Raw genomic sequence first — 23,599 nt, 5'->3', positions numbered from 1 at the left:
CTGTTAAAGTAGATGGATGATAAATATCGTAATCTGGTATAAGAAGCGCCTAGATAGTCACAAGCCGAAATAAACTAGGGGCTTCGCTATCAAGTCAAGGCACAAGTTGGGAGGGGCTAACGTGGCCCCAGATAAGTGTGATCACAGGAGTTTTAGAGAGAACTTTGCAGGGGCATTGCCTTTATGATTTTTAAAAAGGTAAGTCGCAGGCAGCGCTAGGGTGATGGGCAAGCTTTGGTAAAACATATAGCCAGTTATATTTAAAGGCCTAGCTAGGATGGAAAGAGATAACAAAGCAAGAACTGACCGGGGAAGACGGTGGGTCAATCATCACAGAAAGCCCTCAGACAGTTTTAAGCAACTAAATTCAATAGGGCGCAAAAGCCAAGCAAGAGAGCCATTAGATTCTTTGCATATACAGTCAATCGCCTAGTGCCCATTGCCGTAGCAGCCATACTCTGCGCGTAGATGATCAAATGCTGCTTGAAAGCCAAAATCAGAATGGTCATAATATTCATCATGTCCGCATCTCATCATCCTTTCTGTTACTATTTTTCTGTTGTAGTCACTTTCTTTTTGTGCCTCTAATAATGCCCACTCACAGGTTCCAACAACCAGCTCTGGAGTGTCATGATATGCGTTTGATAACTTATGAAATAGTAAGCTTTCTTCCTTGTTTAATAATAAATCACTTAGATCTTCCATGTCACCGATAATATAGGGTCCATTTTGTGAGCTAATATTTTCTTCTATAGTCAGCTTGATTATTATCTTTGGAATTTCATCCTGCATGCTCATGTTTGCCCAAAAACTTTTTATTACGCTCATGTCTTTAATGTTGCTGAGCTCGTTATTTATTGCATGGTCCATTGATTTCTTTATCGATTTATCTATGGTAAGCATTGTTGTTTTTGTAAATTCATCCAACATAATTTATCCATTTATTCCTCAAGTTAAGTTTAGTTAATAGAACTTCAATTTCTAGTGAGTAACTGGAATGTTAAACTCCCACTCTTTTCTCAAACGGTCAAATGTATTGATCATTAGCTGTTCTTTTGTTTTATCATTATCTTCCTTGGCCAGTTCACATTCTACCATTTTAGCTACTTCATCTATTGATCACTCGTAAGTACCCATAATTTTTTCAGGAGAGTAGGTTACTAAGTCGTAAAGTTTGTAAAATAATCTACTGTCATCTTTGTGTGCCAACAAATCAGCTAGATCTTCACTATTACCTTCGACATTGCTAACGAAAACCATTTCGTCAATTAAGTTAAAGTAAATAGATACAGTGTAAATACTACTAATCTCTATAATATTAGCGCTAAACCCATTTACTCTCCTCATGTCTTATCCTCTATTGCTCGCTATAGCCAGCCCCTCGGCAATACACTCTTTTAGTTGTTTAATTTTAATAACCCACCTCTATTGTCTATTGATTTATTGTTATTTTAAAATCCCAATATCTTTACCTCAATGGTTCCATTAAATAGGTCAACAACAACATTTACTGAACTGTCGGTATTGCTATCTATATCGTAATCTGGAACGTACATATAATAAATCTTGTCATCGAAGACGTTGATATCAAAAGCTATGGGAAGAAATTCATTTTTTTTAATAATGTTTTTTAAATGTAAAGCTAGTCGGAACTCATTTAGACCTGTCCAATCATTTGGTGTTTCAGTTGATATCAATATATTGTTATTTGTTGCAAGTAACTTTTTAAAATAGTTGCTTAACTTAAATGATTCAATGTATTCCCAATTCTCACTCCAGTCTGAAATCATATGGTTCACCTTTTAATTTTTATAATGATGGTACTACGTTATTATCGCATTGCAATAGTAATTGTAAAGTGTTTTTTATTTTAATATATATATTTTTAATAAGCAGTAATTAACTTTTATTGTTAATTTAATTTATTATGACGATAGTGTAATAGTAGGTGTGTTAATAATTGATTAGATAATAGTTGATAATATATCAGGTTGTGTAAACGTGCCGCAAACAAACAAACAAACAAACAAACAAACAAACAAACAAACAAACAAACAAACAAACAAACAAACAAACAAACAAACAAACAAACAAACAAACAAACAAACAAACAAACAAACAAACAAACAAACAAACAAATTGATAGGAACACTAAGGGCTGATAGTGGACGCGCTATCCTAACAGTAAATGTAACGCCAAAAGAGTCTTGCGTTCTAGTAAATAATTATTTGTCTACCTTTTTGGGCGTGCATCTTCATAAAATCACTGGTTAAAATTCGGCGTAGCCGGGCGTTAATAAACATGGTCTTCTCTTAATATTTCATTCTTTACAAAAGTATGAGTTTTGATAAGTGGAAGAATGCAAAAATAGTTTTCGCTATAACTTACTCCTTGTTTGCTCGTGGAATAAGGCTAGACAGATCAGTGCCATGTGTATTCTTATTATCAGTAAAGTGCGCGATAAAGCAAGGTGTCGCGTAAGTAATGTTTCATAACTTATGTAGATCTTGTGGGCGTTGTTTCCTAAATCAGAGCAGAGGTAGTAATCCTCATAAGGCACAGCGTCATTAACTGAGGAGCTGACGAACCGGCATTCCCAGTCCGATGACTTTTACTATGGCTAATACTTTCCCACTTGGCCATTGTATTTACGCAGGCTCAAGGTCGGACTAAGCAACTGTTTATATCGAGACATGGCGGTCTCTGACAATTAACGCTGATGGTAATCAGACCGTGTTTTCCACTCAGCCAAGTTACCCGATTTAAGCGCAGCAACAACTTCATTTCTGGGGTGGCCTTCCTCCCAGTACTTGGCATTTTTACGCGGTGGGATGGTGACGATACTGCCTTTCCTGAGCAGTCATTGATGGCAGCGTTGAGTGCCATAAGCACCATGAGCAGACACTTAGTGTATCCGGCGTCGAAGTGGGTTGAGTAGCGTGGGGAGTGCTTCGCTATCTGCCACACTTTCTAGACTCACTTCAGCAGCAATGACTTCATGAGTACGGGCATCTACAGCCAAATGTAATTTACGCCAGATACGGCGCTGGCTCTTGCCGTGTTTACGCTGTTTCCATTCGCCTTCACTCAATACTTTGAGCCCCGTCGCATCAATGACGAGATGAGTGACCGCTCCTTTACTGGGCAAGCGATAGTTTATCTCAACGGTTTGAGCCCGCTTACATAGGCTGCTGTAACTCGGTGACGTGAGCGGCACGTTCATCAACTGAAAAATGGAATTGATGAATCCCTCTAGGGCTCGAAACGGCAAGCCAAAGAAAGCCTTAAGCATTAACGCCGTTTCGATAGCACAGTCGCTGTATTGGAAACCACGACCGCGTCGGCCGTGATGTTGTTCATCGATATATCACTGCTGGATGTTCTGTTGATCCACCCAAAAAGTGAGAGAGTTACGGTTGATTACGGCTCGATTGTATTGCCGCCAATTGCTGATGTTGTGTCGCACTTTACCCATCTGTCAGTTTCTGAGCCCGTCCGCTTCAGCAGCGTTTGTGTTGGGATCTACGTTTTCATACTTATTATGCTGAGTTTCATTTTTTATTTTATATTGATGCTTAGGTTATATTTTCCTTATTTTTTATAGATTAGGACTTATTGTCCTAATATTTTTTATGGCATAGGACTTATTGTCCTAATATTTTTTAGTTGTTATATTTTTTCGAGAAAAATAGGTGTTGACTTAATTTTTTTCGAGGATACTATCGATTGCAGGTGTTGTTTGGTAGTCGTATTAACCCCTATGAATAATATATATAATATTAATTATTATTAAATTAAGGCACTCTATGAAAATCAATGTGAATGATGAAAAAACCGTTAAAAATCAACTAGATGAAATTCAGGGAAAGTCTAGGGTTAATTTGCTGTGCTCAAGTGAAGTAAAGAGGCTTTCAGTGCTTGCCCAGGATAAGTTAGATGAATCATTGCCTAAGAATAAACAAAAAGGGGCTAAGTATATTTTTTGTGCTTCTGGACCATGGGCAAACTCCTATAAGTACTCACAAGGAGCAACCCGAATTGAGATTACAAAAGGGAGTGCTAGTTGGTTTATTACTCGTATCCATAGGGTCGATTTATGGTCAAAGACCCCTGGAGTGAGCTGCATTGTGTTAAGTGATGCGCAACGTAGTGTCGCAGCTGATAGGTATTTAAAGGCCCACCTTCAAGTCGACAATCAATATGATTATTAGAATTAGTTTATTAATAATTTTTAGTGTTTAATTAAAGTTAAGAGAGGTATTGAAATGACGGGAATTGGAAGAAAAAAGAGCTACACTGAGCAGGATATTGTTGAGGCAGTTCAGGTATTGCTAGATAATGGAAAGGCAATTAATGCAAACAGCTTGTGCGTAACTATTGGTCGCGGTCGTCCTGATAATATTTACGCGGACTATCAGAAGATGGTAGAGAATGGGATGTTACAGCTAGCTGATAAGCAGCAAGATACTGCTTTAGTTGAGAAAAGTATTGAAACAAAACCTTTGCCGCAAAAAGTAATCGATAAGATCTCTGATATGAAAAATGAGCTAGAAGTGATGATACGTTTGTGTAATGACGAAGCGTACTATACGCAGGAGCAGCGGGTAACAAGTGAAATTAAGAAGTCACGACATGAAGTGGAAATTGCTCAACTTGCAGTGCAAGAGGCGGATAGTGATCTGTACAATACCTTGCTGAAATTGGAAGTTTCTGAAGAAAAATATGAGGTCCTAACTGAGCAACTTACTGAAGCGCAAGATGAACTGAAGCAAGCGAAAGAAGAGCTAAGTGAAATTACTAAAATACGTGATAAAATTTTGAAAGATAAAGAGATTTTAAATATATACAGAGCCGAAGGTGCGCGAATAGTAACCGAAATTCAAGCCCAGTTAAAGCTTAAGAAGCAAGAGGTCGTAGATAGCTCAGCTGTAAATGCACAGCTTGCTGAAAAGCTAGCTAAAAGGGAGCAGGCGCTCGAGTATTCGACTGCACAGTATCAGGGAATAGCAGAAGAGTTAGATAAGATAAAGCTGCATGCAAGTAAGCAAGTATCTGCTGCCCAAGAACTTAGGGATACAGTTACAGGATTAACAGTTGAGAACAGACAGGTGGAAGTGATGCGAAAGCAGCTTGATGCAGCCCACAAAAAAAATGAGGAATTGAATAAGAACCTGACGCTGTTTTTTAAGAATCAACAACAGCCTGTGCGAGAAAAGGAAGAGGGAAATGCCGCTATAGCTTGAATTAAGTTCATGGAATTTAGATCAGATAAGCGTAGAAATTAGTGTGAAATCCTAAGTTATTACTAATAACTTAGGATTTTTAGCTCCTTCAAAAGCCATAAAGTGGGGGTATACGATAATTGTCGTAAAACTTTATGGTATTTGTTCTGCACAGCTTACAAGACACTGAGAAGTATGGAATAATTAATGTGTTTAAAATTAATAATCGAACGGTAATTTTTCGTGAAACAAGTGTGTTTAGCACAGGTCTCATTCGTTGTTGAACTAGCTGTTAACTGGCTCGTTATGGTTTAGGCCTTTTGTCAGTTTGAAGCAATAAAGTTTGCAGATAGTTTTGCTTGTAACCTAGAACTCAGGCTCCGATTGAAAGCTCTTGGCTTCATCTTGGTGTTTTCAGTAAAGTTAGGCGGTTACTTCTAGCCTTCGGGCTTTTTTAGCTGGTGACTCTTCCGAGTTTGGCCCGCTGCGCTCATACAAGCATTGGCGGCTCGCCAAGTTAACCAATCGCCCAAGTCGGACGCTCGTACCTCGCGCAGCTTGGCTCAAGCGTTAAATTTCAAAGGAAAGTCAGGTGCAGCAGGATACTGAAAAATATAGACGTATTTTTGAATGGATGTCTCCCGAAGAAATTGAGGAGATGAGTCGTCTGAACGATGAGGAACATCAAAGGCAAGCCGAGGCGTTCAAGGCAGGCTATGAAAAGGGTATTTGCTACCTCTGTAACAAACCTTTTAAAACCATTAGCAAAGATAATCCATGCTTACACTGGCTACTACGGCAATGTAAATTTAAGAAAAAGGATTTTTCCAAAATTTATGAAAAATATGGCTATGGGAATATAGCTGCGTTTGTCCGATGGTGCGCAAACCAAGAGCGTTTTCTTTCAAATATTAATGACCTTGAAGACGAGAGGTCAGATAGAAAAGTTTTATCATACACCGTTAAGTGGAAAAATATTGAATGGACGTTTGACTGTTCCAAGAATGACTTTCAAGGACATCAAGGGACGTCAATTGACTACCCCCATTACCACTTTCAAATGAGAGTTGATGGTAGACAATTCATCAACTTCAACGATTTTCATGTCTCATTCACTGATCACGACCTTTTCATATTGAAAAACAGTATTGAGCAAAGTGACTGGCTCAAACAGAACTTTGGGGCAATTGGTTCAGGTATGCAGGATGCTGTAAGTGTCGAGCTAGACGATATACTTGAGCATGCCAGTCGTTCAGATAATGAAGATGAGGCTACCTATCATTTTTCGACGATGATTGACGCAAGGGATAATCCGATTTCTGGTGAAGAAATATACGAAATACAGCAAGAAGCAGAACGAACAGGTAAGTCCTTCGCTTTAGTAGCGCAGAAGCGGTTAAAAGAGTGCGCAAACATACAAACTGTTGTCAGTCCTGCCGACTCAATCCCGGAAATTGCTTCTAGAACAGAGCATAAGCGAAGATAAAATTTAACAAACGCATGTTGTCGGACTGCTTTCCGCTGCGATCCAAACCAGCCGCAAATGCGGGCGTTATGTTTCGAGGAGGTTTTGTGCGTGTATTTTTAGATAATAATATGTGGGACTACTTTGCTGATAATAAAGTCGATATTAACGAATTTCTTCCTGAAAATGAGTATGAGTTAGCTATTACCACTCACGGTAAATATGAAATATTGCAAATTCCTGAACACAGAATGCATGTTAAAGAGTACGCACTTAAGGCTTTAGATAACAGAGTTAAGATTGATGCTGTATTCGGGTTTTACAGTGACCTTTTCCCAGTGGAATATCAACGTTCCTCTGGTTTTTCAAAGGGGCGACTTTCAAGCGATTCGGAAGGTGAAGTTAGAGCAAGCTTAATAAAAAAATATGGCTCTACAGAAAAAAGAAAAAAATCACAGATTCTTTTTAAAGAAGAGGCTGATATTGAGTTAGCTGTTCGGGAAAAATTTCATGCGGTTGTTACATTCGACGCCAATAAAAATGGCCCTCTTCTTGATGCCCTTAATAACGGCTGGAAAGTGATTAGTCTAAATCTCAAGGATAGTAGAGAATCATCGGTCAGATTATTTATGGCTAATTTGGTTGAGCGGTTAGACTATAAAAAAACATAACAAAGCGCTCAAGTTTTGGACGCAGCAAGCTGCGCCGCTTAGCTTAGCGTTAGCTACTAACCAGAATGTCCACGTAATGGAGTTTTCTTTATATGGTTTGTGAATTTCAAAAAATAATTAAAGTTACGAAGTCACTAAATGATTTTTGGTCGAACTGTCAAGGCTGGGCACCTAACTCTGCTTCTATACTAATAAAAGAAGCAAGATTAGACCGTCAACTATCTTTTGCTAAAACATTACCAGATTATCAAGCGGTTTTTTCTGAAGAAGTCAAAGAGGCAAAAATAATTTTAGGTTACGCAACTTTGCGTGGCATGTCCGAAAGCTCTATCAAACTTTTTTTCTCTGCGCATATAGAAGATTATCTAAAAGACTCTGAAGCTTTTGTTAATAAAAAAACAAATGAAATAATACAGCCTAAAAAGATAAGGTTTGATAGTTTGATCTCTCTTTACGTAAAGAAAGGTGATGCTTCGTTTAGTAATTACTTACGAAGGATTCAATTACGAGGCAACGCGATTCATCATTTTAATGATTGCACTGTTGGTACTCAATCAGAGCTAATTAAAGATATTATAAGATATAAAGATCTCTTACTTGCAATAAATAATCAGTTACCGTACCCAGAAGGGGCGTTCAACCCTAAGGATGCGTAAGCATAGCTAACAAGTCACTCAAAATGACAAATAACTGTTGGCTGTTTGCTCCTGCGTCGCTTATTTTAGCCAACTTCTATTTTCATCTTAGTGAGGTGTTAGAAAGCTTTATCACCCAGGGCAACAGGGCCGACGCATGATCGTTTTTTGAGCACTTTAGACTTGCTTTCAGAAGCCAGTCGTTCATAAATAAACCAATAATTTATAAAAAACTTAAATGTTTGAGTTCCAAACGAATCAGGTTGTTGTTTTGTTTTATACTGCTCCATCAACCTGTACGTTTTTCATACTCTGATGCGTCGCCCCTGCCCAGGGCCAGGGCGGGAGCATACTTTGTTTAATATTTGTCCTTCTGGTGTTCGTACGTAAATTTTCGAGTTTTTCCCAGAGCAATACGGTGCGAATTTCACGTAGAAGCGCAAGCTTTGACTATAAAACAGCCGTTTTTAAAGTATGCTCCCGCCCTGTGCCCAGGGCAAGAGCATGAAAAACGGCGATAATTTAACAAGCTAACATCTTTTTATATTGAGAGTTTCCATGAAGGAAATGTTTTTTACGTACTTCGCTGATGTTACTGATCCGCGTCAATTAGGAAATCATTACATGATTTATTGGATTTAAATTTGAACCCACTACCTGTTTTTAAACTAATCCGTCCGCATTTGGGCCTACTTTTTAGTAGCCGTTTTATTGTGCCTACTCTGCTGTTCGTCATTTCAATATCTTGGCTAATACTTTGTTACTTACCACTGTTTGAAAGTTTAGGTTTCACTCTTAACAACTTACCAATCTACATCTATACCCTTATATTATTGGTGTTTTTATTGGCAGCTTTTATATCGTTAGGTAAATCACCAACGGAATGCTGGTTGTTAAACAAACTTAACTTAGCCATACATGACTTAAGACATGAAGATATTGAACAATGCTTAGCCTTAATAAATAAGCCTAGCTTTCTTTTTATGCTCCCAGCCTCAAAGGTTCAACTGGTAAGGCTAACAGCCAGCTTCTACACGCAGCAAGGAAACTACTTAGAAGCCTACAATACTCTTCAAAATATGCAGCAGCTGCCATTACGCTCTAAAGAGTGGATAATTATACAAATACAGCTGATGCACTTGTATTATGCTGTAGGCAACTTAAAAGCCTGTCAGCATATGATATCAACGTTACAATCGTTAAAATTAACATTTGAGCCACAGCTTAATATCGATCTACAGCAAGTGGAGCTTGATGCCTTAGCGGGCAAATATCAGCAAGCCAAAGATAAGCTAGAAGAGTTATACGCGATCCCTAAGTTATCCGTTAATGCCAAAGTGGCTATTCTGCATACCTTGGCCGTTGTCGACACCCACTTAGGTAACTATGAAGCATTAACTACTAACTATCGCCAAGCTTGGGACTTGCAAAAAAATCAAAAAAATAATTTTGCCCAAGCAGAACGCACTGTAGACAACTTAATACTTAGCTATGCTAAACAAGGTGAGTTGGCTAAAATTAACCCTGTTTTTGAGCAGCTACAATCTTTGGCTAGTAACAGCAGCCTAACTCAGCAGCTCGCATTGCATAACATTAAATTAAACCTAGCAAGGCAACTTAATGATAGACAAGCATTATTACAGGTTTATGCAGATGCTGAGAAAAAATTACGACCGCAGTTACAGGGTGAGCAAAAGTTTGCTTACATAGTTAATAGCTTGCGTATGCATTTTAACGATAACGTAAACTTTGCACAGACATTACAAGACACACAGCAAGCTATGCTAACCAAGCCCGATATAAGCACATTAAAAACCTTGCGAGCCATTACGGAAATTAGCGGAACCTTAAAGCAAGCTATAGCCACTGTCGGACCACGCGCAGAATTAATGACTTTCTTTAGCTGGCTACTATTTGAGTTTAAACGCCTAGAGTCAAAACTAGACCGTTTGCAAGATGCCGTACCACCCAACTTACCAAGTCTCAAAGCAGAGCTGATAAGCTTAAAAGTGGATAGCCTAAAAAACACATTAATGCTGATGCTCGCCGAGCCCAACCAAGCATTATTTGAAAGAATGTTCGAGCTACTAGAAGAAAAGAAAAACCTATGGCAAGGCATGAGTAGCCCGCTAGATCAGTTAAATGAATTATTAATTATTTTAGATGAATACCAAGCTTATAAAAAACTATTACACGGCACCCCGTTTGAAACTGATTTTAAGCCTTTGGCATTAAAAGCGCTTGAAGAAGCTAAGCAATTAGCCAATAACAATCCCAAGCACCTAGCCTATAGCGATAAACTCATCGGCCTAGCTTATGCCTGTTACCAGCTCAATACTCAAAAAACCCAAGCAAAACAATGGCTAGATACCTTTGATAAAACTAAATTATCGCTGAATCATAATGCTGTGTGGTTACGAGAGCAGTATGAACAAGCTAATGATTGGGTGAACAGAACCTAGCATTACTTGCTAAGCACACACTTTCTCCAAGCTTAATTCATTTATTTTCTCACAATAAATACTAATAGGTCAGAGTTTTGCATTCATCTAGTATCGCTAGGTCTGCTAAAGCAGGGCAATAACGTCATAACGTCTAACAGGCCACCCATGTTAGCGGGTTGGTTTTTGGTTTGAGATCTACACTCAACACGGAGTCAATTTATAGATTTATCACCGAGCTATGCAGACTGAAACGGCGGAGCTAAAGGGGAACGCCGGCATCGCTTGTCGGAGAGCGGGGCAGGGTACTTGGCTTTAGATCTCAATCTTTGAGATCTCTGCTGGGTATCCCGTTGATCATTGAGTGTGCTTTATGCAGAATTGGCTAGCAGCAGACTCGGCGCTCAGCTTAAGCTTTGTACGAGCTTCAAGCGGTGGTCGCTTCGTTCAGTTTCAGAGCATAGATATGAACTCTGTGCCTTTACTTTAAACTCATAACGAGGCATTCAAAAAGGACTGAATAATGCGGGCTCTTTTCGCTTCGCTGCATTTTAGCCTGCAATATTTCGCCTCTTAATCAGGTGTTAGGCTCAAGGAGATATGAGATTGAGCGGTAATATTCCAAATTCTGTAATAGGCGCTGTTGCATCGGTAATCGCAGGCCATTACTACAGCCATTCAAAACTGGATATACTCTTCATGGAAAGCGGTGCTCCGGGTGATGCGCCAGAGGGAAATTGTGAAAAAAAATGCAGTGAATGGCTAAAGCGGTGCAATGAAGCTCCCGAAGTTGATGTTCTTGAGGTGTTGGGTAGAGTTATTCAGAATTACATGGATCAAGTTGCTCCAGTTTCTTTTTTTGACGACTCGCCCTCAAGAATCAAGCTGGGTCAGGAGCGTATTCAGATGGCTTTGGCCCAAAACCAGCTTTCTTATCGCCCTAATGGCTACATTACCCAAGCGGGGTCTACTCCAATTTCGAAAACGCTAGAGGACTATTTAAAGTCGGGTAACTTTTCATCTATTGAAAAGGAGTTTGAAAGGGCAGTAGAGCATATTCTGACTGATCCTCACGCATCAGTCACTGCTGCGTGTTCGATTATTGAATCGGCTCTTAAGTTTTACATAGAGCACTTTAATTTAGTATCGCCAAATAAATTGAATGTTATGCCTTTGTGGGCAGTGGTTCAGTCGCATCTTAAATTGAATGCTGATGCAACTTTGGCGGCAGATCAGCACAAAGTGCTAAAAGGCATTTCATCAATCATTGATGGTGTAGGGGCCTTTCGGTCACATATAGGCTCTGCTCATGGTCGTGGCTCTAGCCCGCCAAGTATCGTGGTCGCAGAGGCGCGGCTAGTTGTTAATGTTGCACACACCTTGGTGGTCTTCATTATGGAGGTACTACATGCCCCAAAAGCCTAACAAACGCAGGCTCGGCGACGGCTTTTTCGTTGCGGCGTTGCCTTCACTACAAAGCCGCGCGTGCTGCGGGCGTTAGTTTTACTGATGTTTTCTAGGAGACGATATGGAAATTTTTGGGAAGCCAGAGATAAAAATAATAAATGCGGCACTTACTCAGTTTGAGAAGCAGCTTAAGACTATAAGTAAAGACTCACCCGATGCTTATGCATTGACGATATTTGTTAATGCTTGCGGAGATACTAATAAATTTCAGAGCAACAGATTCAGCGCTCTTATGCAGTTTCCTCAAGCACGAGCAGCCGCTAATGAGTTGGTTTGTCTTTTGGATGAATCCGAGCTGGCGTTTAAACATGCAATCTCGAGCGCAAGTTCAATCATGGTTAAGCATCGAGTCGTTCATTCAGACTTGTGCTTCGGGTAAAACTAACAATACGCATCAGTTCGCCCCTGCTGGGCCGGGCGCTCGTTCATCGCGTCGCTGTGCTCAGCGTTATGAGTCAGGAGAGATATGAAAAAAGTATATCCAGTACGATACAAAAGAAGTGACATTGAAAATGATGGTACTTATTTTATCGTCGCAAATGATACCAGCGAGGCAGAAGAGATAGCATTCTCCTGCATAGCAAATAATCCGCCGCCACGCTCTGAAGGCCCAGACAGACCAGCAAGCTATGGAAGAGAAATTGCCAAAGTCTGGGTTAAGGATTCGTGGGCGCAGCCGACAGAATCCGATAAGGTTGGGCTAATTGGTAGTGGTTCAGAAATTTTAATAGCAAAGGCTTTAGCTCTGTATGTTAAAGAAAATAATCAGCTGTATTAAACATATAACAAGTTGCTCAATGATCGCTAGTAAGCTTGCTGGACTCGCTGACTCTGGCCGTGTTGGCGGCGTTAAGTGGTAAGGATAAGAAGCACCATGATAGACCTATGGAATCCAGATACTTTTAGCGCTGATCTAGAGCTAGCTCTCACAGCGGAATCAGAGCTAGTTTTCAACTATCACTCTGAAGCCCGCAGATTGATGGATGAGCACTTAAATAGCTCACCGTACCAAAGCTTAAAGCCGAACCGATTTTCTGAAGATTTCTTATCGTTCCAAGAATATGAACTGACACCGCTATTGACTGGGGCTCGAATACGAGCTTGGCACTACGCCAGATTGTTTGATCATGAAGTGGCAGTGATGCAACAGGGATTAGTTCCCTCGTCATTGAAGTTTTTAAAGAAGCGACTTCATGATCTTATTGCTATGAATCTGCTGAGCCAGGAAGAAGTCGATAAGGTACTCCAAGAGAGCCCCCTTCAGTCGCAAGAAGGTATAAGGTCAGGGAAGTTGTGGGTCGTCACCGTTCCACTACATTATTGCGACGGAGGCGTCTCGCCTCTGCTTGGAAGCTGGGGCGGCGAGTCTGCGTATTTTTGGCTTTCTGATAAGGAGTTGACTACGAAACTGGGGAGTTTTGGAAGATCACGGATTCTCGAGATTGAAACAGCGCTTTCAGACGGTCTAAACGCATTCAGTGCTTCTAGCACAGTGCTGGAAGCATGGGCGAAGAAGTTGGGCGTTCCCGTGATTCCGACTGGTTGCGATCTTGCAATCACGAATTGTGTCGGCACTGCTAAATTGGTTCGGATACACACGAAAGGTGAAAGCATTTTTGAGGCCATAGCCGAGACATACCCTGAAGGTGTGCGTGGGAAAATCTGCTAACAATCGGTTGCATGGCAACCGATTTTCCGCCGCTTCGCGGCTCGTGAGCCGGACGTTATACTTAGGGAAGTGAATCACATATGGATCAAGACTGGATTCTTCAAAAAAAAGAGACTCGTCGAACTTTTTCAAAGTCAACTTGGGTGCCTTTGAGAGCAGCTTTCGATAACGAAAAAGGTAACGTTAAAGAGGTAGGTTACACAAACGAGTTTTTTGGATGTGGCTCTGTTGCATTTTCGCCGGATCACCGCGATATAGCTGAAAAACTGAGTTGGAGTGATATCGGAATCAGCTCAACTATCGGACCATATGCATACAAAGATGGCTACTACTCAACCATAGATGAATATCAATATCACGATAAAGAGCCGATCGGTGTTCACCTTGTCCTTGAATTATCTCTACCTGTAGTCGGTGGGCGACAATGGATATTGACTCCTGATCTTGTTGCTGCACTCCGCCTCATGAAAGAGGGAAGTAATTGGGTAAGACCTGAAGAAAATTTTGTAGTAGTGGCTCGTGAGGTTCTTGATGCAAAAGGAGAGCAGTGCCTGATCGAAATTAAGAGAGAATTTCTTCTCGACTATTTAGCTGCTAGGAACCTAGCTCTCCGGCTTTCTTACTACCGACAAAGAGTTGAAAATGTAACAGCTCTTGAAAATAGCGAATACTCTAGCTTGGAAAACCATCAAGAAGAGCGTGATGATGGAAGATATGAATTACTGATTCGTGATGTAAATGACGTTTTTGGTGGAAGCTGGGCGATGCTTCGTGCATGGCGAACTGATGTTGATGAAGATGAAGACGCACCGGTGATGGGGCGAGAAAATAACGAAAACACTGATTATGAAAAATCTGAGGGAATTCGTGGTGGATTTCATGGCGTACGAGTCGAAGGCGAGTTTTGGCGCGATGAATGGATAGAACACAATGGCGTAAGTAATCGCGTTCGTGGGGATATAGACACAAACTTGCCTCAATTTATAGTTGAGACTGATGGCATGCGTTTGGCGTCTGCCGAATTAAACAACGAAGATGTTGGTCGGTGGCTCTGGTTTCGCTCAGGTATAGTAAGTGAGCTTCTCGGGCTTCGCGGATTTTCCCTCAATTGGTATACGGCTGAAACAGGTGGCATTAAATCCTCATCTGGTTATTCAATTCATTTTGGTATAAACACTTCAGATTTAATAACTATCTACGCCTATGACATAGCTCGATTGTCGGCTTGGGAGCAGCATATTTGGGCTGCTCAGAATGTTGTTCCTGATGGAAAGGTTTCAAATGAATTATTAGCCGCACAAGTTAAAGCTAATCCAGCCTCTACCCATGCAGTTGAAGAGCTTTTTTTCAAGGTGATGGAGTTGCTTGGGGACGGGTTTAGGCAGAATTTTAGTGCTTCACTTTACTCACATGATCTGGATTGCACTGAAGCTAAAAAGCATATCTCCCGTTTTGCAAGCAAAGACCAAGCATCATTACTGAGATTGGCAAAAGAGCTGGTTCGTGTTTTTTCCGATCGGCTTGATGTTCGTGAACTTCGAAAACTATCAACACACTCAAATAAGGATAAATTGGCGTCAAATAAACTCTTGCAAGATGTACTAGCTCAGAAAGTTGGCGCTGATAAGGCCCGAGAAGTCTTTGGCCCAATTGTGGGGGCGTATGATATGCGAGTTGGGGATGCTCACCCTACTAGCTCCAAGATTGGAGATGCTTTGAAGCTCGCTGGAATTGATGATAGTCAGTCATTTTTGCAGCAAGGCGAGCAGTTGATCTCCAATTTTGGCCAATCAATTTGGTGGGTTGGTAAACTACTGTTTGAAGAAGCAGAGTGATATGAATAGCCAGTTCAGCAGGCATAACAAGGCGCTGCACTTGGAAAACTTTCTGCTGCGCTCCAAATTCGCTGGTGAACGCGGCATTAAGAGTTCGTAAGGAGAAGATTCATGCCTGGAATATTTGATGGATTATCGGGACTTGCTGATACTTTTAAAGGGTTTCAGATGCCGGAAACCAAAATGCTATCTATTCCCCATATTGACAAGCGGTCCAGGCTGAACCGAGAGAAGGTTTTGAAAAGGAACTTGCAGATCTAGATAAAGACGATATAAAAAAACCTCCGAAAGTTATTACACTATTTATATATAATATAAAATTATTAGGGTTCATTAATAATAATCTCAGTATTTTATTAATGAAATGTAATATATTCGATGATGTCCTTCTAATTTATATAAAATGAGGCCTTTAGCAAAAAAGCTGTTGACTTTAATTAATTGATGGCGCACCATTAAAATAATCCCGCAAGAAGACGGGCTGTACGTTAAATTACTTTTTTATCATTTTTCGGGAGTTAATTATGAGTTCGGTTGCAGATGTTGTTGTTAAAGATACTCTTGGTAAGTTGTCAGTTATTGCTGGGCGCACTATTGATTTTGACCGGGAGCTTTTCATCCCAGAGGAATATGGTGATCTTTATCCCTACATGAGTTACTACGACGATGAGTGTTGTGATTCTAATTATCAAGAAGACACTAATGCCCCAAGTTACTCTCTCAGCAAGGCAGTAAAAAGCCTAGGGTACATTATCAGGGAATCTTACGAGCGGCTTGAAGATAAATTTCTGGATGAAAAAGAGGGCTTTGTACTTAGTGATAATGAACTTTCAAGGATTCTGACAAACACTAAACTGTTATACTTTATTTCCATGGAAGATGTTAAGAAAGAGGTTAAGGTATGGATCGATTATCAAATTGATCAGGCGTACCGTTTAGCCGAACAGCAATAAAGTCAGCTTATTTATTTCGGGGGGATCCAGCTTTTGGTTGGGTCCCTTTTTTCGTATGTGTAGTGGGATAGTTTAACACTTGGCTGTTGCTAGCCATCATAGAACACTCTGCATCACTTTATATTGACGACTAGACACCATCCTAGGCCATATATGATAGTACAGGCGCAAATAAGACAGTGGCTTTAGTGATGAGTTAAGTTGAAACCTTAAAATAATGGATAGGTTTTCCGGGGCAATCTTGAACTACCACTAAAGAGAAAATAATGTTAATGAGCCAGGTAAGTTTTGGATTTTAGTATGCGATAACGAGCCCCACTAGACGGCTCTGGTGCCACAGCTTTTAACTCTTCAAGATGGTATTGGGCAATAGCTGCACAAGTAACTTGAGCAAGAGTTATCCACTTCCCACTCATGCACTCTTGAATTATATATATATTATTTATACTCACAGGTCATCAAGCCGTTCCTAGCTAATTTTGTAAGATAGCTTATCATCAGAATAATATAATAGTGCAAGAGATTAAAAAATACAGCTTTAGTTTATATGCCCGTAATTGCCAGATCTAGGGCTCTGATTATCTGCTCACGAAAATGTGACAGAGAGCCAACCGGACTTTTAAGAAGTTTTGTGGGCATTGAGGAAATTAGGGTGGTGAGTAACAGTAACTCCTGCTCTTCGAATGTGATTTCAGGCGAGATCCCTTGCATCGTTTGTTTCCCAAAAGATGAACGTTTACCTAGTGGAATGACAATGCGAGTCGCTAAGTCAGTCAAAAGGGAACTTTGAACATCCACTAGGTAAGGATAAAGCGTTTTAGACGTCTTACTAGGGTTTAGGTATACATCAAATTGAGCCATTAAAATTCCCTAAATTCGTCGCCAAAGCATCCATTTTCTTCGACAAATGTGTTGTAGCTTTCTATTGCAGCACGATTTTCTGTCACCCATTGTGCAGACGCACGCTTGGCAAGTTCCTCTTTTAAGGCTAGCTCAAGAGTCGCGGATAGGTTGATGTTCAAAGCGCGTGTTTTAAGCAGTAAGTCGCTGTTAACTGACAAGTTAGCTGATTTTTTGGGTGCCGCTGTATTGTAGAGTGCTGGCATAGTAGCCTCCTAGTAGCTGTTATTAGCCTTAAAGTAGTGTATGCGCATAACAGTGCGCATGCAAGTTGAGTTAGCCAAGCAAGTCATAGCTAAGATCAACTGGTAGATGGAGTTATTTAGAGACGATACCTTTGGTTCTGATTTTATAGTGCCTCTATTTCTCTAACGTAATATCCTTAGAAACTCCCTCAATTTAATAACAGGTCGCGACATGTTCGCTATATAATCTAAATATTCACTAACCTCTGAATCTGCTGGGTACCGCATTGTAGCTAGAGTGAGAGCCTTTTCTAAGTTGAGTGGGTGCCACAGATAGAGTTTGGTTGTTTTTGCTACTTCGCATCTAAATCTAGGCGTGGCGTAGCTTATATGAGAGTATGGCTAAGCGTAATATCAGGACAAAGGGATTTTAAATAGTAATGCCACACTCAGATTTAATAGCCTGGTGGGTTGCAGGGTTATCCACTTTACTTGCTTTTGTTAAGATTTTGGAACTTTGGCACAATCGATTTCGCCTCGATATTGGTTACAATATGACGAACTGTCCTGACATAGGAAACGAGATACAGATTCGAAATTTATCAAGTTCACCCGTAATGCTTTCATACTGGGAGCTCTACTATAGGTCGCATCGGTGGCCACTCAAAAAAGACATCTATATTGCTTCGCCTGAATCAGATGTCAGTGATCTTAGAATTGAGCCATATTCGAGTAAGGGTTTCAGCTTTCGTGAAAGGAATCACTTTGATTGTGGCTGGAAAGCAATGAAAGGCAGGCGGATCTATATGCGTTTGTATATTTCTGGTCGTCGTCCGATAGTAAAACGTATTTATGGGTAGCTAATTATTTAAAAAGATCAATCTAAATGTATTATTTCACGCTTTAAGTTACTTTTAACGAAGTCCACGCGTAGTATTTAATTACAGATGTTAAGTTATAAGGGAAGATATGGCGTATATAGGCAAGATGTTTATTGCTGGGAGCGAATCACATAATGGAATATACAAATGCGGAATTTCATATTCATTATCAGCACCTCCACCTTGTTCATATGTATACGACCTGAAAGATGGAGGTTGGCAGGTTGAGTTCACCGAGGGAGCTAAAGATGTAGTAGCTCGAACTAAACAGAGTATTCCATACGATTTGTTGCATATTGAAGGTTTCTCAGCAGTTCAAGAAGCTTTAGATGTCATGTCTGTCAAAGGTATTTCTTCGATAAGTCTCGGTGACCCGGCCAGCTCTAACGTGGGAGTTTATGAGCGTAATGGTAAATATATTTTATTTTCTTATGCTCTTATTGACTTCCCGATGGGGATAGAAATGGAGGTTATTCAAACTGACAGTCTAGGTAATGTTATTGAGCAACAGAAACCTCTAGAACCAGTATGGAATGAATCTTTTCGTTATTATCGTTTATCTCAAAGCTCCACGGACTATTTTGAGGCATATAGAAATTTATTTCTTGCATTGGAAGCGTTGCTTAATTCTTTATTTCCAAAAAATAAATCAGAAGGTGAAGGTGCTTGGTTAAAACGTTCATTATCTGAAGTTAATAAAAAAGTATCTCTGAGGTACTTCACCCCTACAGGAAAAGAAGATCCTGTTGAATATATAATAAAAACTCAATATAAAGATGTTCGTTGCCAGTTACAGCATGCTAAATTCCCCAATTCACAGCTTCCTCACTCCAGTTTAACTCCTATTAAAGTTAAAAATGCCTATAGCAATCTTGTTGCAATATGGATGCAAATAGCTGGTGATTATTATAACGTTCCTATGGAAGGTGGAATTATTACTAACACTGGGTTCTATTCTGTCCTTGATGGTGTTTTTAATAAAGGTGTAGATGTTTACTTCTCTCCTGATAATACTAAACCATCTGGAGGTGATGTCGAAGTAAGTCCAATCCTAGACAAAGTGTTTAAATTAGACAGTTCAAAATATATAGGTCAGGTAAGCCCTGGGATTGTTCGAGTAATCGCAAGCGAAGAATTGAAAGCCAGTGATAGTTCTTATGAACGCTATATTCATAGAATATGCTCCGGTTATTCTGGAGAGATTAATAGTGTTTGTTATATAGAGTCCGGCCTAATGATATCGGGTGTCGACATATGGGAGAGCATTCAAGACTTTCGTCTTGTAAACACTTGCAAACCTAAAGTGGAATTCAAAACTTAATTGTTGTGAAAGTATATTTATATGAACTTTATATATAAACTATGGAGCACTAATTATGTTCTGTAAACGTTCTTATATCAGGTATTGTTTCTATGGTGGCAATGACTACACTTTATTGCCGTCAACCCCTGACTGCTACGTCAAGAACGGAGGTGTGAATATTGCTTATTTTCAAAGTATGAGTATTTCTTCGGAGCAACTACATATTGAACATTTTGCAGTAGACTCTGAACTATCGCAACAAGGTATTGGCGAGGAAGTGCTCAGAAATTTTGCTGCCTTAGTTAAAGTTCAAGCTCCAACCATTTCCCAGATAACTTTTGATTTAGGGCGTGCAACGTCTAATAGTGATGTTGTAAAACTTGCTAAAGCAAGGGAAAGCTTATTTAAAGTTATCGGTGCAGTAAATATAAAAAAACACCAGCCAAATAGTTGGTGCTGGGTGGTTAGTGCTACTTGGAATATTGATAAATGGTAAAACGGGCTGATAATTTATTCAAACAGCAGTACTGCACAACGAAAGTTAATGGAACGTTACAGCTGATAGCCTAAATCTCGGAGCATTAATGGATAATTTAAAAATACCATACGGTGTTGATGGCTCTGGTGAGCTGATCTCTGCGGTGTCAGCAACTAAAGGTAGTGAGTACAGCTGCCCATGCTGCGGCATGAAGCTTATCCATAGGGCTGGTGAGGTAAGGGTTAAGCACTTTGCTCACCCACCAGCATCGAACTGTAGCCTGGAGTCTGTTTTACATATTACAGCTAAGAGATTAGTTTATGCTGAGATCCTGAAAAATGCGGCAGGTGAAGAAGGGATCTGTTTAGCTGATTGCTGCCAAAACTGTGGTGTTGAGTTTTCTACGAGAGTACCCGCCAATACATTTACTAACGCCGGGATGGAAGTTGGGGTAGGAGACTACATTTGCGATGTAGTTGGCTATCAAGAAAATACCGTTCGTTTAGCGATTGAGATTTTAAATACGCACAAAGTGGATGCAAAAAAAGCGGCTAACCTAGCAGTCTACTGGCTAGAGCTTAAAGCCGAAGATGTGATTAACAACTCGCTAAAATGGTCGCCTACTCAGGCTAACCTCAAAGAATCATACTGTATGAGTTGTAAAGATCACATCAAACATGTTGTTGCTGTGGCTGATAAGTACGGCATTAACCGTGCACTCTATTCAGCAGTGAAAAATCCGAGTAAACATGCATATATTGCTGATATTGAGGTCTGCTTTAAGTGCAATCAAGAGATCCCGGTTTTTTGGTGGCAAGGAGTGCCGTTTTGTGAGTTTGAGCCACCTAATCCTAAGCCTAAAACGATTAAATATAGGTACTCAAAGAAGTACGGAGGCTCGTACTGGGCAAATACCTGTGCAGACTGCAATGTAATACAGGGTGATAACTTCCTTTATATCTTTAATAGCGCACGGTTCAAAGGCATGCCCATGTCCAATCTGGTACAGGATAAGCACGCTGGGGTTAAAGTTGTTAGTGGTAGCACGGCAGTATCGGAGTTTATGAAGGTGGTTAATCGCAACTTCTGAGCCGAAAGCTTGTTAAATCATTATTGGCGGTTAACCTTTCTTTAGTGCGAAATTGCACGCTGTTTGCCGCTAACAACCCAGGCTCATCCACTGGTTGATTTCCGGCGTAGCCAGGTATTAATAAATGGTGAAAAAGAGCATAAGCTTCCTAGGCGAGGCTATTACTCTAATTGAGACCTAAAACCCTGTAAATGTTACCTACAAATTGAAGTGAGACCCAAAACGGGTCATACTGTGCACTGTTTTTGGCGTCTTATAGGCTCGTATGAACAGCATCTCTTTTTCTCAAGAGCAGCGGCTTAGATTTATTGATTTTAAGCTGATGTTCGTTGGTCACTTTACCCGCGCAGAAGTGGTGGAACGCTTCAAGTCTGGATTATCTTCTGCTACTCGTGATATCAACATTTACAAAGACTTAGCTCAGCAAAATCTTACCTATGATAATGCTCAAAAAAGATACTTCATTACCGATGGTTTTAAGCCCTTTTATCAGCACGACAAGCAAAAATCACTGAGTGAATTGGCTAGCCAGCTCTCGGTTAAAGTTGAAGATAGTAGCTCTGTGCAACTGCCGTTTGAGGCACCGAGTCAGCTCGTTACCCATGACATTTCAATTGTTGCCACACTGACGCAAGCGGCGATTAATATTAAACCTATTTCAATCGAATACATCTCGCTTACTAGCGGCAAGAGTAGCCGTGTCATAGTGCCGCACTCCGTCGTAGATAATGGGCTGCGCTGGCATATACGTGCTTATGATACACAAACAAGTCAGTTCAGAGACTTCGTCATCTCGCGCATTACAGCAGCTAAAATTATCGACAAACCAGTTGAAGAAAAACAAAAAATGCTGGCTGATCAACAGTGGATGCGAATCGTCCCTTTAGAGCTAGTGCCGCATCCCAGCAACATTGAGTATCCTGAAGCAATCGAGCTGGATTACGGCATGAAGCAGGGCGCTCTTAAACTAGAAACAAGGGCCGCTTTGGCGGGGTATCTTTTGCGACGCTGGAACGTAGATTGTTCAGAAACCGCATCAAAAAACACATCTGAATACCAGCTTTGGCTGCGTAACTGCTTAACACTTTACGGGGTAGAAAATTTACACCTCGCCCCCGGTTATGAAGCTCCTATCTCAAGTACCAAGTCTTTAAGTTCTCAGGAGCATCCCATTGTCTGATCATAAACAATATTTAGGCGACCTTATTGGTGGAAGTTTGATGTTACGAGAAAGCCAGATTATCGCTGATTTTCTCCTTAATGAGCCTACTCAAGAACAGTGGAATGAAGCCATTATGGTTCACAACATTCTTCAAAAACCTTCAGTGGCATCTGCCAAACGTAATGCTGCGACGATAAAAAAGCGGTTAGAAGGCTTAGATAGGGACTTTCTCGAAAAGCTCGCTTACAGTGGCTCGGAAGAAGCAACGCAGCTGATGTTTGCTGCCATCTTGATCAATTCTACTTTGCTGGCTGATTTCGTGCGCAACGTGGTAACTGACGCTAAACGCATGTTTAGGGAGTCGTTAAACGTTGATGACTGGCAACATTTTTGGGAAGAGCGAGCAAGGCTATATCCCGCATTGGCTGATATGTCACAAAACTCGGTTTATAAAGTCTCCCAAGTGGCTTTCAAAGTCTTGGCTGATGCAGGTTATATCGACAGTACTAAACATAAGCGGCTGATGAATGTGTACTTATCACCAGCAGTAAGACAAATACTCATCAACCATGATCGAGATGACATCGTTAGAGCTATGGAGCCATAACTGCTATGCAAACCCTACAACAATTACAGCAGCGCCTTAATCAAGTTCAAGACAGGTTAGAAAGCGAAGCATTTCTAACGAACAAAGAGCTCGGCGGTGAGATTGGCTTTTATATCTTTGACTATGCCCCCGAGCATGAGTTGGCGGTCAGAGAGCATTTAGCGCAGCTCGCAAAAAAGCTTGAAAGTCGAAGCGAGTTCACGGGAAAACGCTTTGCTAACATCAACCTTTTTGAGATGGTGATTGAATTTTTGAAGCATCAATCTCTGTTACAGGATGCCTATGAGATGCACATGTCTGATGGGGATGATGCCTTGTTTGAAGCCCTTGAAGGGCCGCTAGATCATAACTTATTTGCTGATTTTATAGTAGATAAGCATGAGGTTAACACCTGTGACTTTATCCTAATTACGGGGTTAGGCAGTGCATGGCCAGTGATCAGAGGCCATGGTTTGCTTAATGCGCTGCACGCAAAAGTAGGCAATAAGCCCACCGTGATGTTTTATCCTGGTGAGTACGACGGAGCGGCTTTAAAACCGTTTGGTCGCATCGAGTCGAATAACTATTACCGCGCTTTTAAGCTTGTCTCTTAAATCGCGTACTAAAAATAATAATCAATTGCTGATTTAAGAGC

The 23,599-nt window shown here is 40.5% G+C and carries 23 protein-coding genes and 1 pseudogene; 19 read left to right on the top strand and 5 right to left on the bottom strand.

The window, feature by feature from the left end:
• Nucleotides 1–429: 429 nt before the first annotated feature.
• Together ACFQ1C_RS01170 and ACFQ1C_RS01165 are read right to left on the bottom strand one after the other, a co-directional pair.
• Entirely contained in the window at nt 430–930 is a 501-nt protein-coding gene (locus ACFQ1C_RS01170) for a hypothetical protein (RefSeq protein WP_379556702.1), read from the bottom strand.
• Between the two features lie 521 nt (nt 931–1,451).
• On the bottom strand, nt 1,452–1,790 hold the full coding sequence (locus ACFQ1C_RS01165; protein WP_379556701.1) for a hypothetical protein: 339 nt from the start codon (nt 1,788–1,790) through the stop codon (nt 1,452–1,454).
• A 211-nt stretch (nt 1,791–2,001) separates the two neighbouring features.
• Between ACFQ1C_RS01165 and ACFQ1C_RS01160 the strand changes: the two genes are divergently transcribed.
• A complete protein-coding gene (locus ACFQ1C_RS01160; RefSeq protein ID WP_379556700.1) occupies nt 2,002–2,274 on the top strand; it encodes a hypothetical protein in 273 nt (90 codons plus the stop codon).
• 294 nt (nt 2,275–2,568) lie between these two features.
• Here the strand turns inward: ACFQ1C_RS01160 and ACFQ1C_RS01155 are convergent.
• A pseudogene (locus ACFQ1C_RS01155) lies at nt 2,569–3,476 on the bottom strand (IS5 family transposase).
• Nucleotides 3,477–3,807: 331 nt separating this feature from the next.
• Here ACFQ1C_RS01155 and ACFQ1C_RS01150 point away from each other — a divergent pair.
• From ACFQ1C_RS01150 to ACFQ1C_RS01095, 12 genes are all read left to right on the top strand, one after another.
• Nucleotides 3,808–4,212 (top strand): hypothetical protein, encoded by a 405-nt coding sequence (locus tag ACFQ1C_RS01150; RefSeq protein ID WP_379556699.1) that lies wholly within the window; start codon nt 3,808–3,810, stop codon nt 4,210–4,212.
• A 54-nt stretch (nt 4,213–4,266) separates the two neighbouring features.
• Nucleotides 4,267–5,244 carry a hypothetical protein gene (locus tag ACFQ1C_RS01145; RefSeq protein WP_379556698.1) on the top strand — a complete coding sequence of 326 codons (978 nt, stop codon included), beginning with the start codon at nt 4,267–4,269 and terminating at the stop codon, nt 5,242–5,244.
• A gap of 571 nt (nt 5,245–5,815) precedes the next feature.
• On the top strand, nt 5,816–6,709 hold the full coding sequence (locus ACFQ1C_RS01140) for a hypothetical protein (RefSeq protein WP_379556697.1): 894 nt from the start codon (nt 5,816–5,818) through the stop codon (nt 6,707–6,709).
• A gap of 86 nt (nt 6,710–6,795) precedes the next feature.
• Complete coding sequence (locus ACFQ1C_RS01135) at nt 6,796–7,359, top strand: hypothetical protein (protein WP_379556696.1); 564 nt, start codon at nt 6,796–6,798, stop codon at nt 7,357–7,359.
• Between the two features lie 92 nt (nt 7,360–7,451).
• The gene (locus ACFQ1C_RS01130) at nt 7,452–8,015 is read left to right on the top strand and encodes a hypothetical protein (RefSeq protein WP_379556695.1); all 564 of its coding nucleotides are present in this window, start codon (nt 7,452–7,454) and stop codon (nt 8,013–8,015) included.
• A gap of 623 nt (nt 8,016–8,638) precedes the next feature.
• Nucleotides 8,639–10,456 (top strand): hypothetical protein, encoded by a 1,818-nt coding sequence (locus ACFQ1C_RS01125; RefSeq protein WP_379556694.1) that lies wholly within the window; start codon nt 8,639–8,641, stop codon nt 10,454–10,456.
• A gap of 585 nt (nt 10,457–11,041) precedes the next feature.
• The gene (locus ACFQ1C_RS01120; RefSeq protein ID WP_379556693.1) at nt 11,042–11,860 is read left to right on the top strand and encodes an abortive infection family protein; all 819 of its coding nucleotides are present in this window, start codon (nt 11,042–11,044) and stop codon (nt 11,858–11,860) included.
• Nucleotides 11,861–11,963: 103 nt separating this feature from the next.
• Complete coding sequence (locus ACFQ1C_RS01115) at nt 11,964–12,281, top strand: hypothetical protein (protein ID WP_379556692.1); 318 nt, start codon at nt 11,964–11,966, stop codon at nt 12,279–12,281.
• An 87-nt stretch (nt 12,282–12,368) separates the two neighbouring features.
• Nucleotides 12,369–12,680 carry a hypothetical protein gene (locus ACFQ1C_RS01110; RefSeq protein WP_379556691.1) on the top strand — a complete coding sequence of 104 codons (312 nt, stop codon included), beginning with the start codon at nt 12,369–12,371 and terminating at the stop codon, nt 12,678–12,680.
• Between the two features lie 96 nt (nt 12,681–12,776).
• Nucleotides 12,777–13,571, top strand: coding sequence for a hypothetical protein (locus ACFQ1C_RS01105; RefSeq protein WP_379556690.1), 795 nt, complete (start codon nt 12,777–12,779; stop codon nt 13,569–13,571).
• Nucleotides 13,572–13,651: 80 nt separating this feature from the next.
• Complete coding sequence (locus ACFQ1C_RS01100; protein WP_379556689.1) at nt 13,652–15,406, top strand: hypothetical protein; 1,755 nt, start codon at nt 13,652–13,654, stop codon at nt 15,404–15,406.
• 524 nt (nt 15,407–15,930) lie between these two features.
• Nucleotides 15,931–16,359, top strand: a complete 429-nt coding sequence (locus tag ACFQ1C_RS01095; protein ID WP_379556688.1) for a hypothetical protein — start codon at nt 15,931–15,933, stop codon at nt 16,357–16,359.
• Nucleotides 16,360–16,902: 543 nt separating this feature from the next.
• Here the strand turns inward: ACFQ1C_RS01095 and ACFQ1C_RS01090 are convergent.
• Complete coding sequence (locus ACFQ1C_RS01090; RefSeq protein WP_379556687.1) at nt 16,903–17,220, bottom strand: CcdB family protein; 318 nt, start codon at nt 17,218–17,220, stop codon at nt 16,903–16,905.
• A complete protein-coding gene (locus tag ACFQ1C_RS01085; protein WP_379556686.1) occupies nt 17,220–17,465 on the bottom strand; it encodes a type II toxin-antitoxin system CcdA family antitoxin in 246 nt (81 codons plus the stop codon). The genes ACFQ1C_RS01090 and ACFQ1C_RS01085 overlap by 1 nt, the downstream gene beginning before the upstream one ends.
• A gap of 948 nt (nt 17,466–18,413) precedes the next feature.
• Here ACFQ1C_RS01085 and ACFQ1C_RS01080 point away from each other — a divergent pair.
• The 6 genes from ACFQ1C_RS01080 to ACFQ1C_RS01055 all read left to right on the top strand — a co-directional run bounded on the left by ACFQ1C_RS01080 (nt 18,414) and on the right by ACFQ1C_RS01055 (nt 23,558).
• Nucleotides 18,414–19,646 (top strand): hypothetical protein, encoded by a 1,233-nt coding sequence (locus ACFQ1C_RS01080; RefSeq protein ID WP_379556685.1) that lies wholly within the window; start codon nt 18,414–18,416, stop codon nt 19,644–19,646.
• A gap of 154 nt (nt 19,647–19,800) precedes the next feature.
• Nucleotides 19,801–20,124, top strand: coding sequence for a hypothetical protein (locus ACFQ1C_RS01075; protein WP_379556684.1), 324 nt, complete (start codon nt 19,801–19,803; stop codon nt 20,122–20,124).
• A gap of 88 nt (nt 20,125–20,212) precedes the next feature.
• Nucleotides 20,213–21,196, top strand: coding sequence for a competence protein CoiA family protein (locus ACFQ1C_RS01070; protein WP_379556683.1), 984 nt, complete (start codon nt 20,213–20,215; stop codon nt 21,194–21,196).
• 265 nt (nt 21,197–21,461) lie between these two features.
• Nucleotides 21,462–22,376 carry a WYL domain-containing transcriptional regulator gene (locus tag ACFQ1C_RS01065; protein ID WP_379556682.1) on the top strand — a complete coding sequence of 305 codons (915 nt, stop codon included), beginning with the start codon at nt 21,462–21,464 and terminating at the stop codon, nt 22,374–22,376.
• A complete protein-coding gene (locus ACFQ1C_RS01060; RefSeq protein ID WP_379556681.1) occupies nt 22,369–22,965 on the top strand; it encodes a DUF1819 family protein in 597 nt (198 codons plus the stop codon). Before ACFQ1C_RS01065 ends, ACFQ1C_RS01060 begins: the two co-directional genes overlap by 8 nt.
• A 5-nt stretch (nt 22,966–22,970) precedes the next feature.
• On the top strand, nt 22,971–23,558 hold the full coding sequence (locus ACFQ1C_RS01055) for a DUF1788 domain-containing protein (RefSeq protein WP_379556680.1): 588 nt from the start codon (nt 22,971–22,973) through the stop codon (nt 23,556–23,558).
• Nucleotides 23,559–23,599 lie beyond the last annotated feature (41 nt).

The organism is Oceanisphaera ostreae (genome assembly GCF_042676125.1).
GTDB lineage: Bacteria > Pseudomonadota > Gammaproteobacteria > Enterobacterales > Aeromonadaceae > Oceanimonas > Oceanimonas ostreae.
The sequence above is the reverse complement of the archived record's forward strand: the minus strand, read 5'-3'. Positions and strand labels throughout refer to the sequence as shown.

Coding starts and splice junctions, on each gene's coding strand:
- ACFQ1C_RS01170 (WP_379556702.1), bottom strand. CDS start 930: ATGTTGGATGAATTTACAAAAACAACAATGCTTACCATAGATAAATCG.
- ACFQ1C_RS01165 (WP_379556701.1), bottom strand. CDS start 1,790: ATGATTTCAGACTGGAGTGAGAATTGGGAATACATTGAATCATTTAAG.
- ACFQ1C_RS01150 (WP_379556699.1), top strand. CDS start 3,808: ATGAAAATCAATGTGAATGATGAAAAAACCGTTAAAAATCAACTAGAT.
- ACFQ1C_RS01145 (WP_379556698.1), top strand. CDS start 4,267: ATGACGGGAATTGGAAGAAAAAAGAGCTACACTGAGCAGGATATTGTT.
- ACFQ1C_RS01130 (WP_379556695.1), top strand. CDS start 7,452: ATGGTTTGTGAATTTCAAAAAATAATTAAAGTTACGAAGTCACTAAAT.
- ACFQ1C_RS01115 (WP_379556692.1), top strand. CDS start 11,964: ATGGAAATTTTTGGGAAGCCAGAGATAAAAATAATAAATGCGGCACTT.
- ACFQ1C_RS01110 (WP_379556691.1), top strand. CDS start 12,369: ATGAAAAAAGTATATCCAGTACGATACAAAAGAAGTGACATTGAAAAT.
- ACFQ1C_RS01105 (WP_379556690.1), top strand. CDS start 12,777: ATGATAGACCTATGGAATCCAGATACTTTTAGCGCTGATCTAGAGCTA.
- ACFQ1C_RS01100 (WP_379556689.1), top strand. CDS start 13,652: ATGGATCAAGACTGGATTCTTCAAAAAAAAGAGACTCGTCGAACTTTT.
- ACFQ1C_RS01095 (WP_379556688.1), top strand. CDS start 15,931: ATGAGTTCGGTTGCAGATGTTGTTGTTAAAGATACTCTTGGTAAGTTG.
- ACFQ1C_RS01090 (WP_379556687.1), bottom strand. CDS start 17,220: ATGGCTCAATTTGATGTATACCTAAACCCTAGTAAGACGTCTAAAACG.
- ACFQ1C_RS01085 (WP_379556686.1), bottom strand. CDS start 17,465: ATGCCAGCACTCTACAATACAGCGGCACCCAAAAAATCAGCTAACTTG.
- ACFQ1C_RS01080 (WP_379556685.1), top strand. CDS start 18,414: ATGGCGTATATAGGCAAGATGTTTATTGCTGGGAGCGAATCACATAAT.
- ACFQ1C_RS01070 (WP_379556683.1), top strand. CDS start 20,213: ATGGATAATTTAAAAATACCATACGGTGTTGATGGCTCTGGTGAGCTG.
- ACFQ1C_RS01065 (WP_379556682.1), top strand. CDS start 21,462: ATGAACAGCATCTCTTTTTCTCAAGAGCAGCGGCTTAGATTTATTGAT.
- ACFQ1C_RS01055 (WP_379556680.1), top strand. CDS start 22,971: ATGCAAACCCTACAACAATTACAGCAGCGCCTTAATCAAGTTCAAGAC.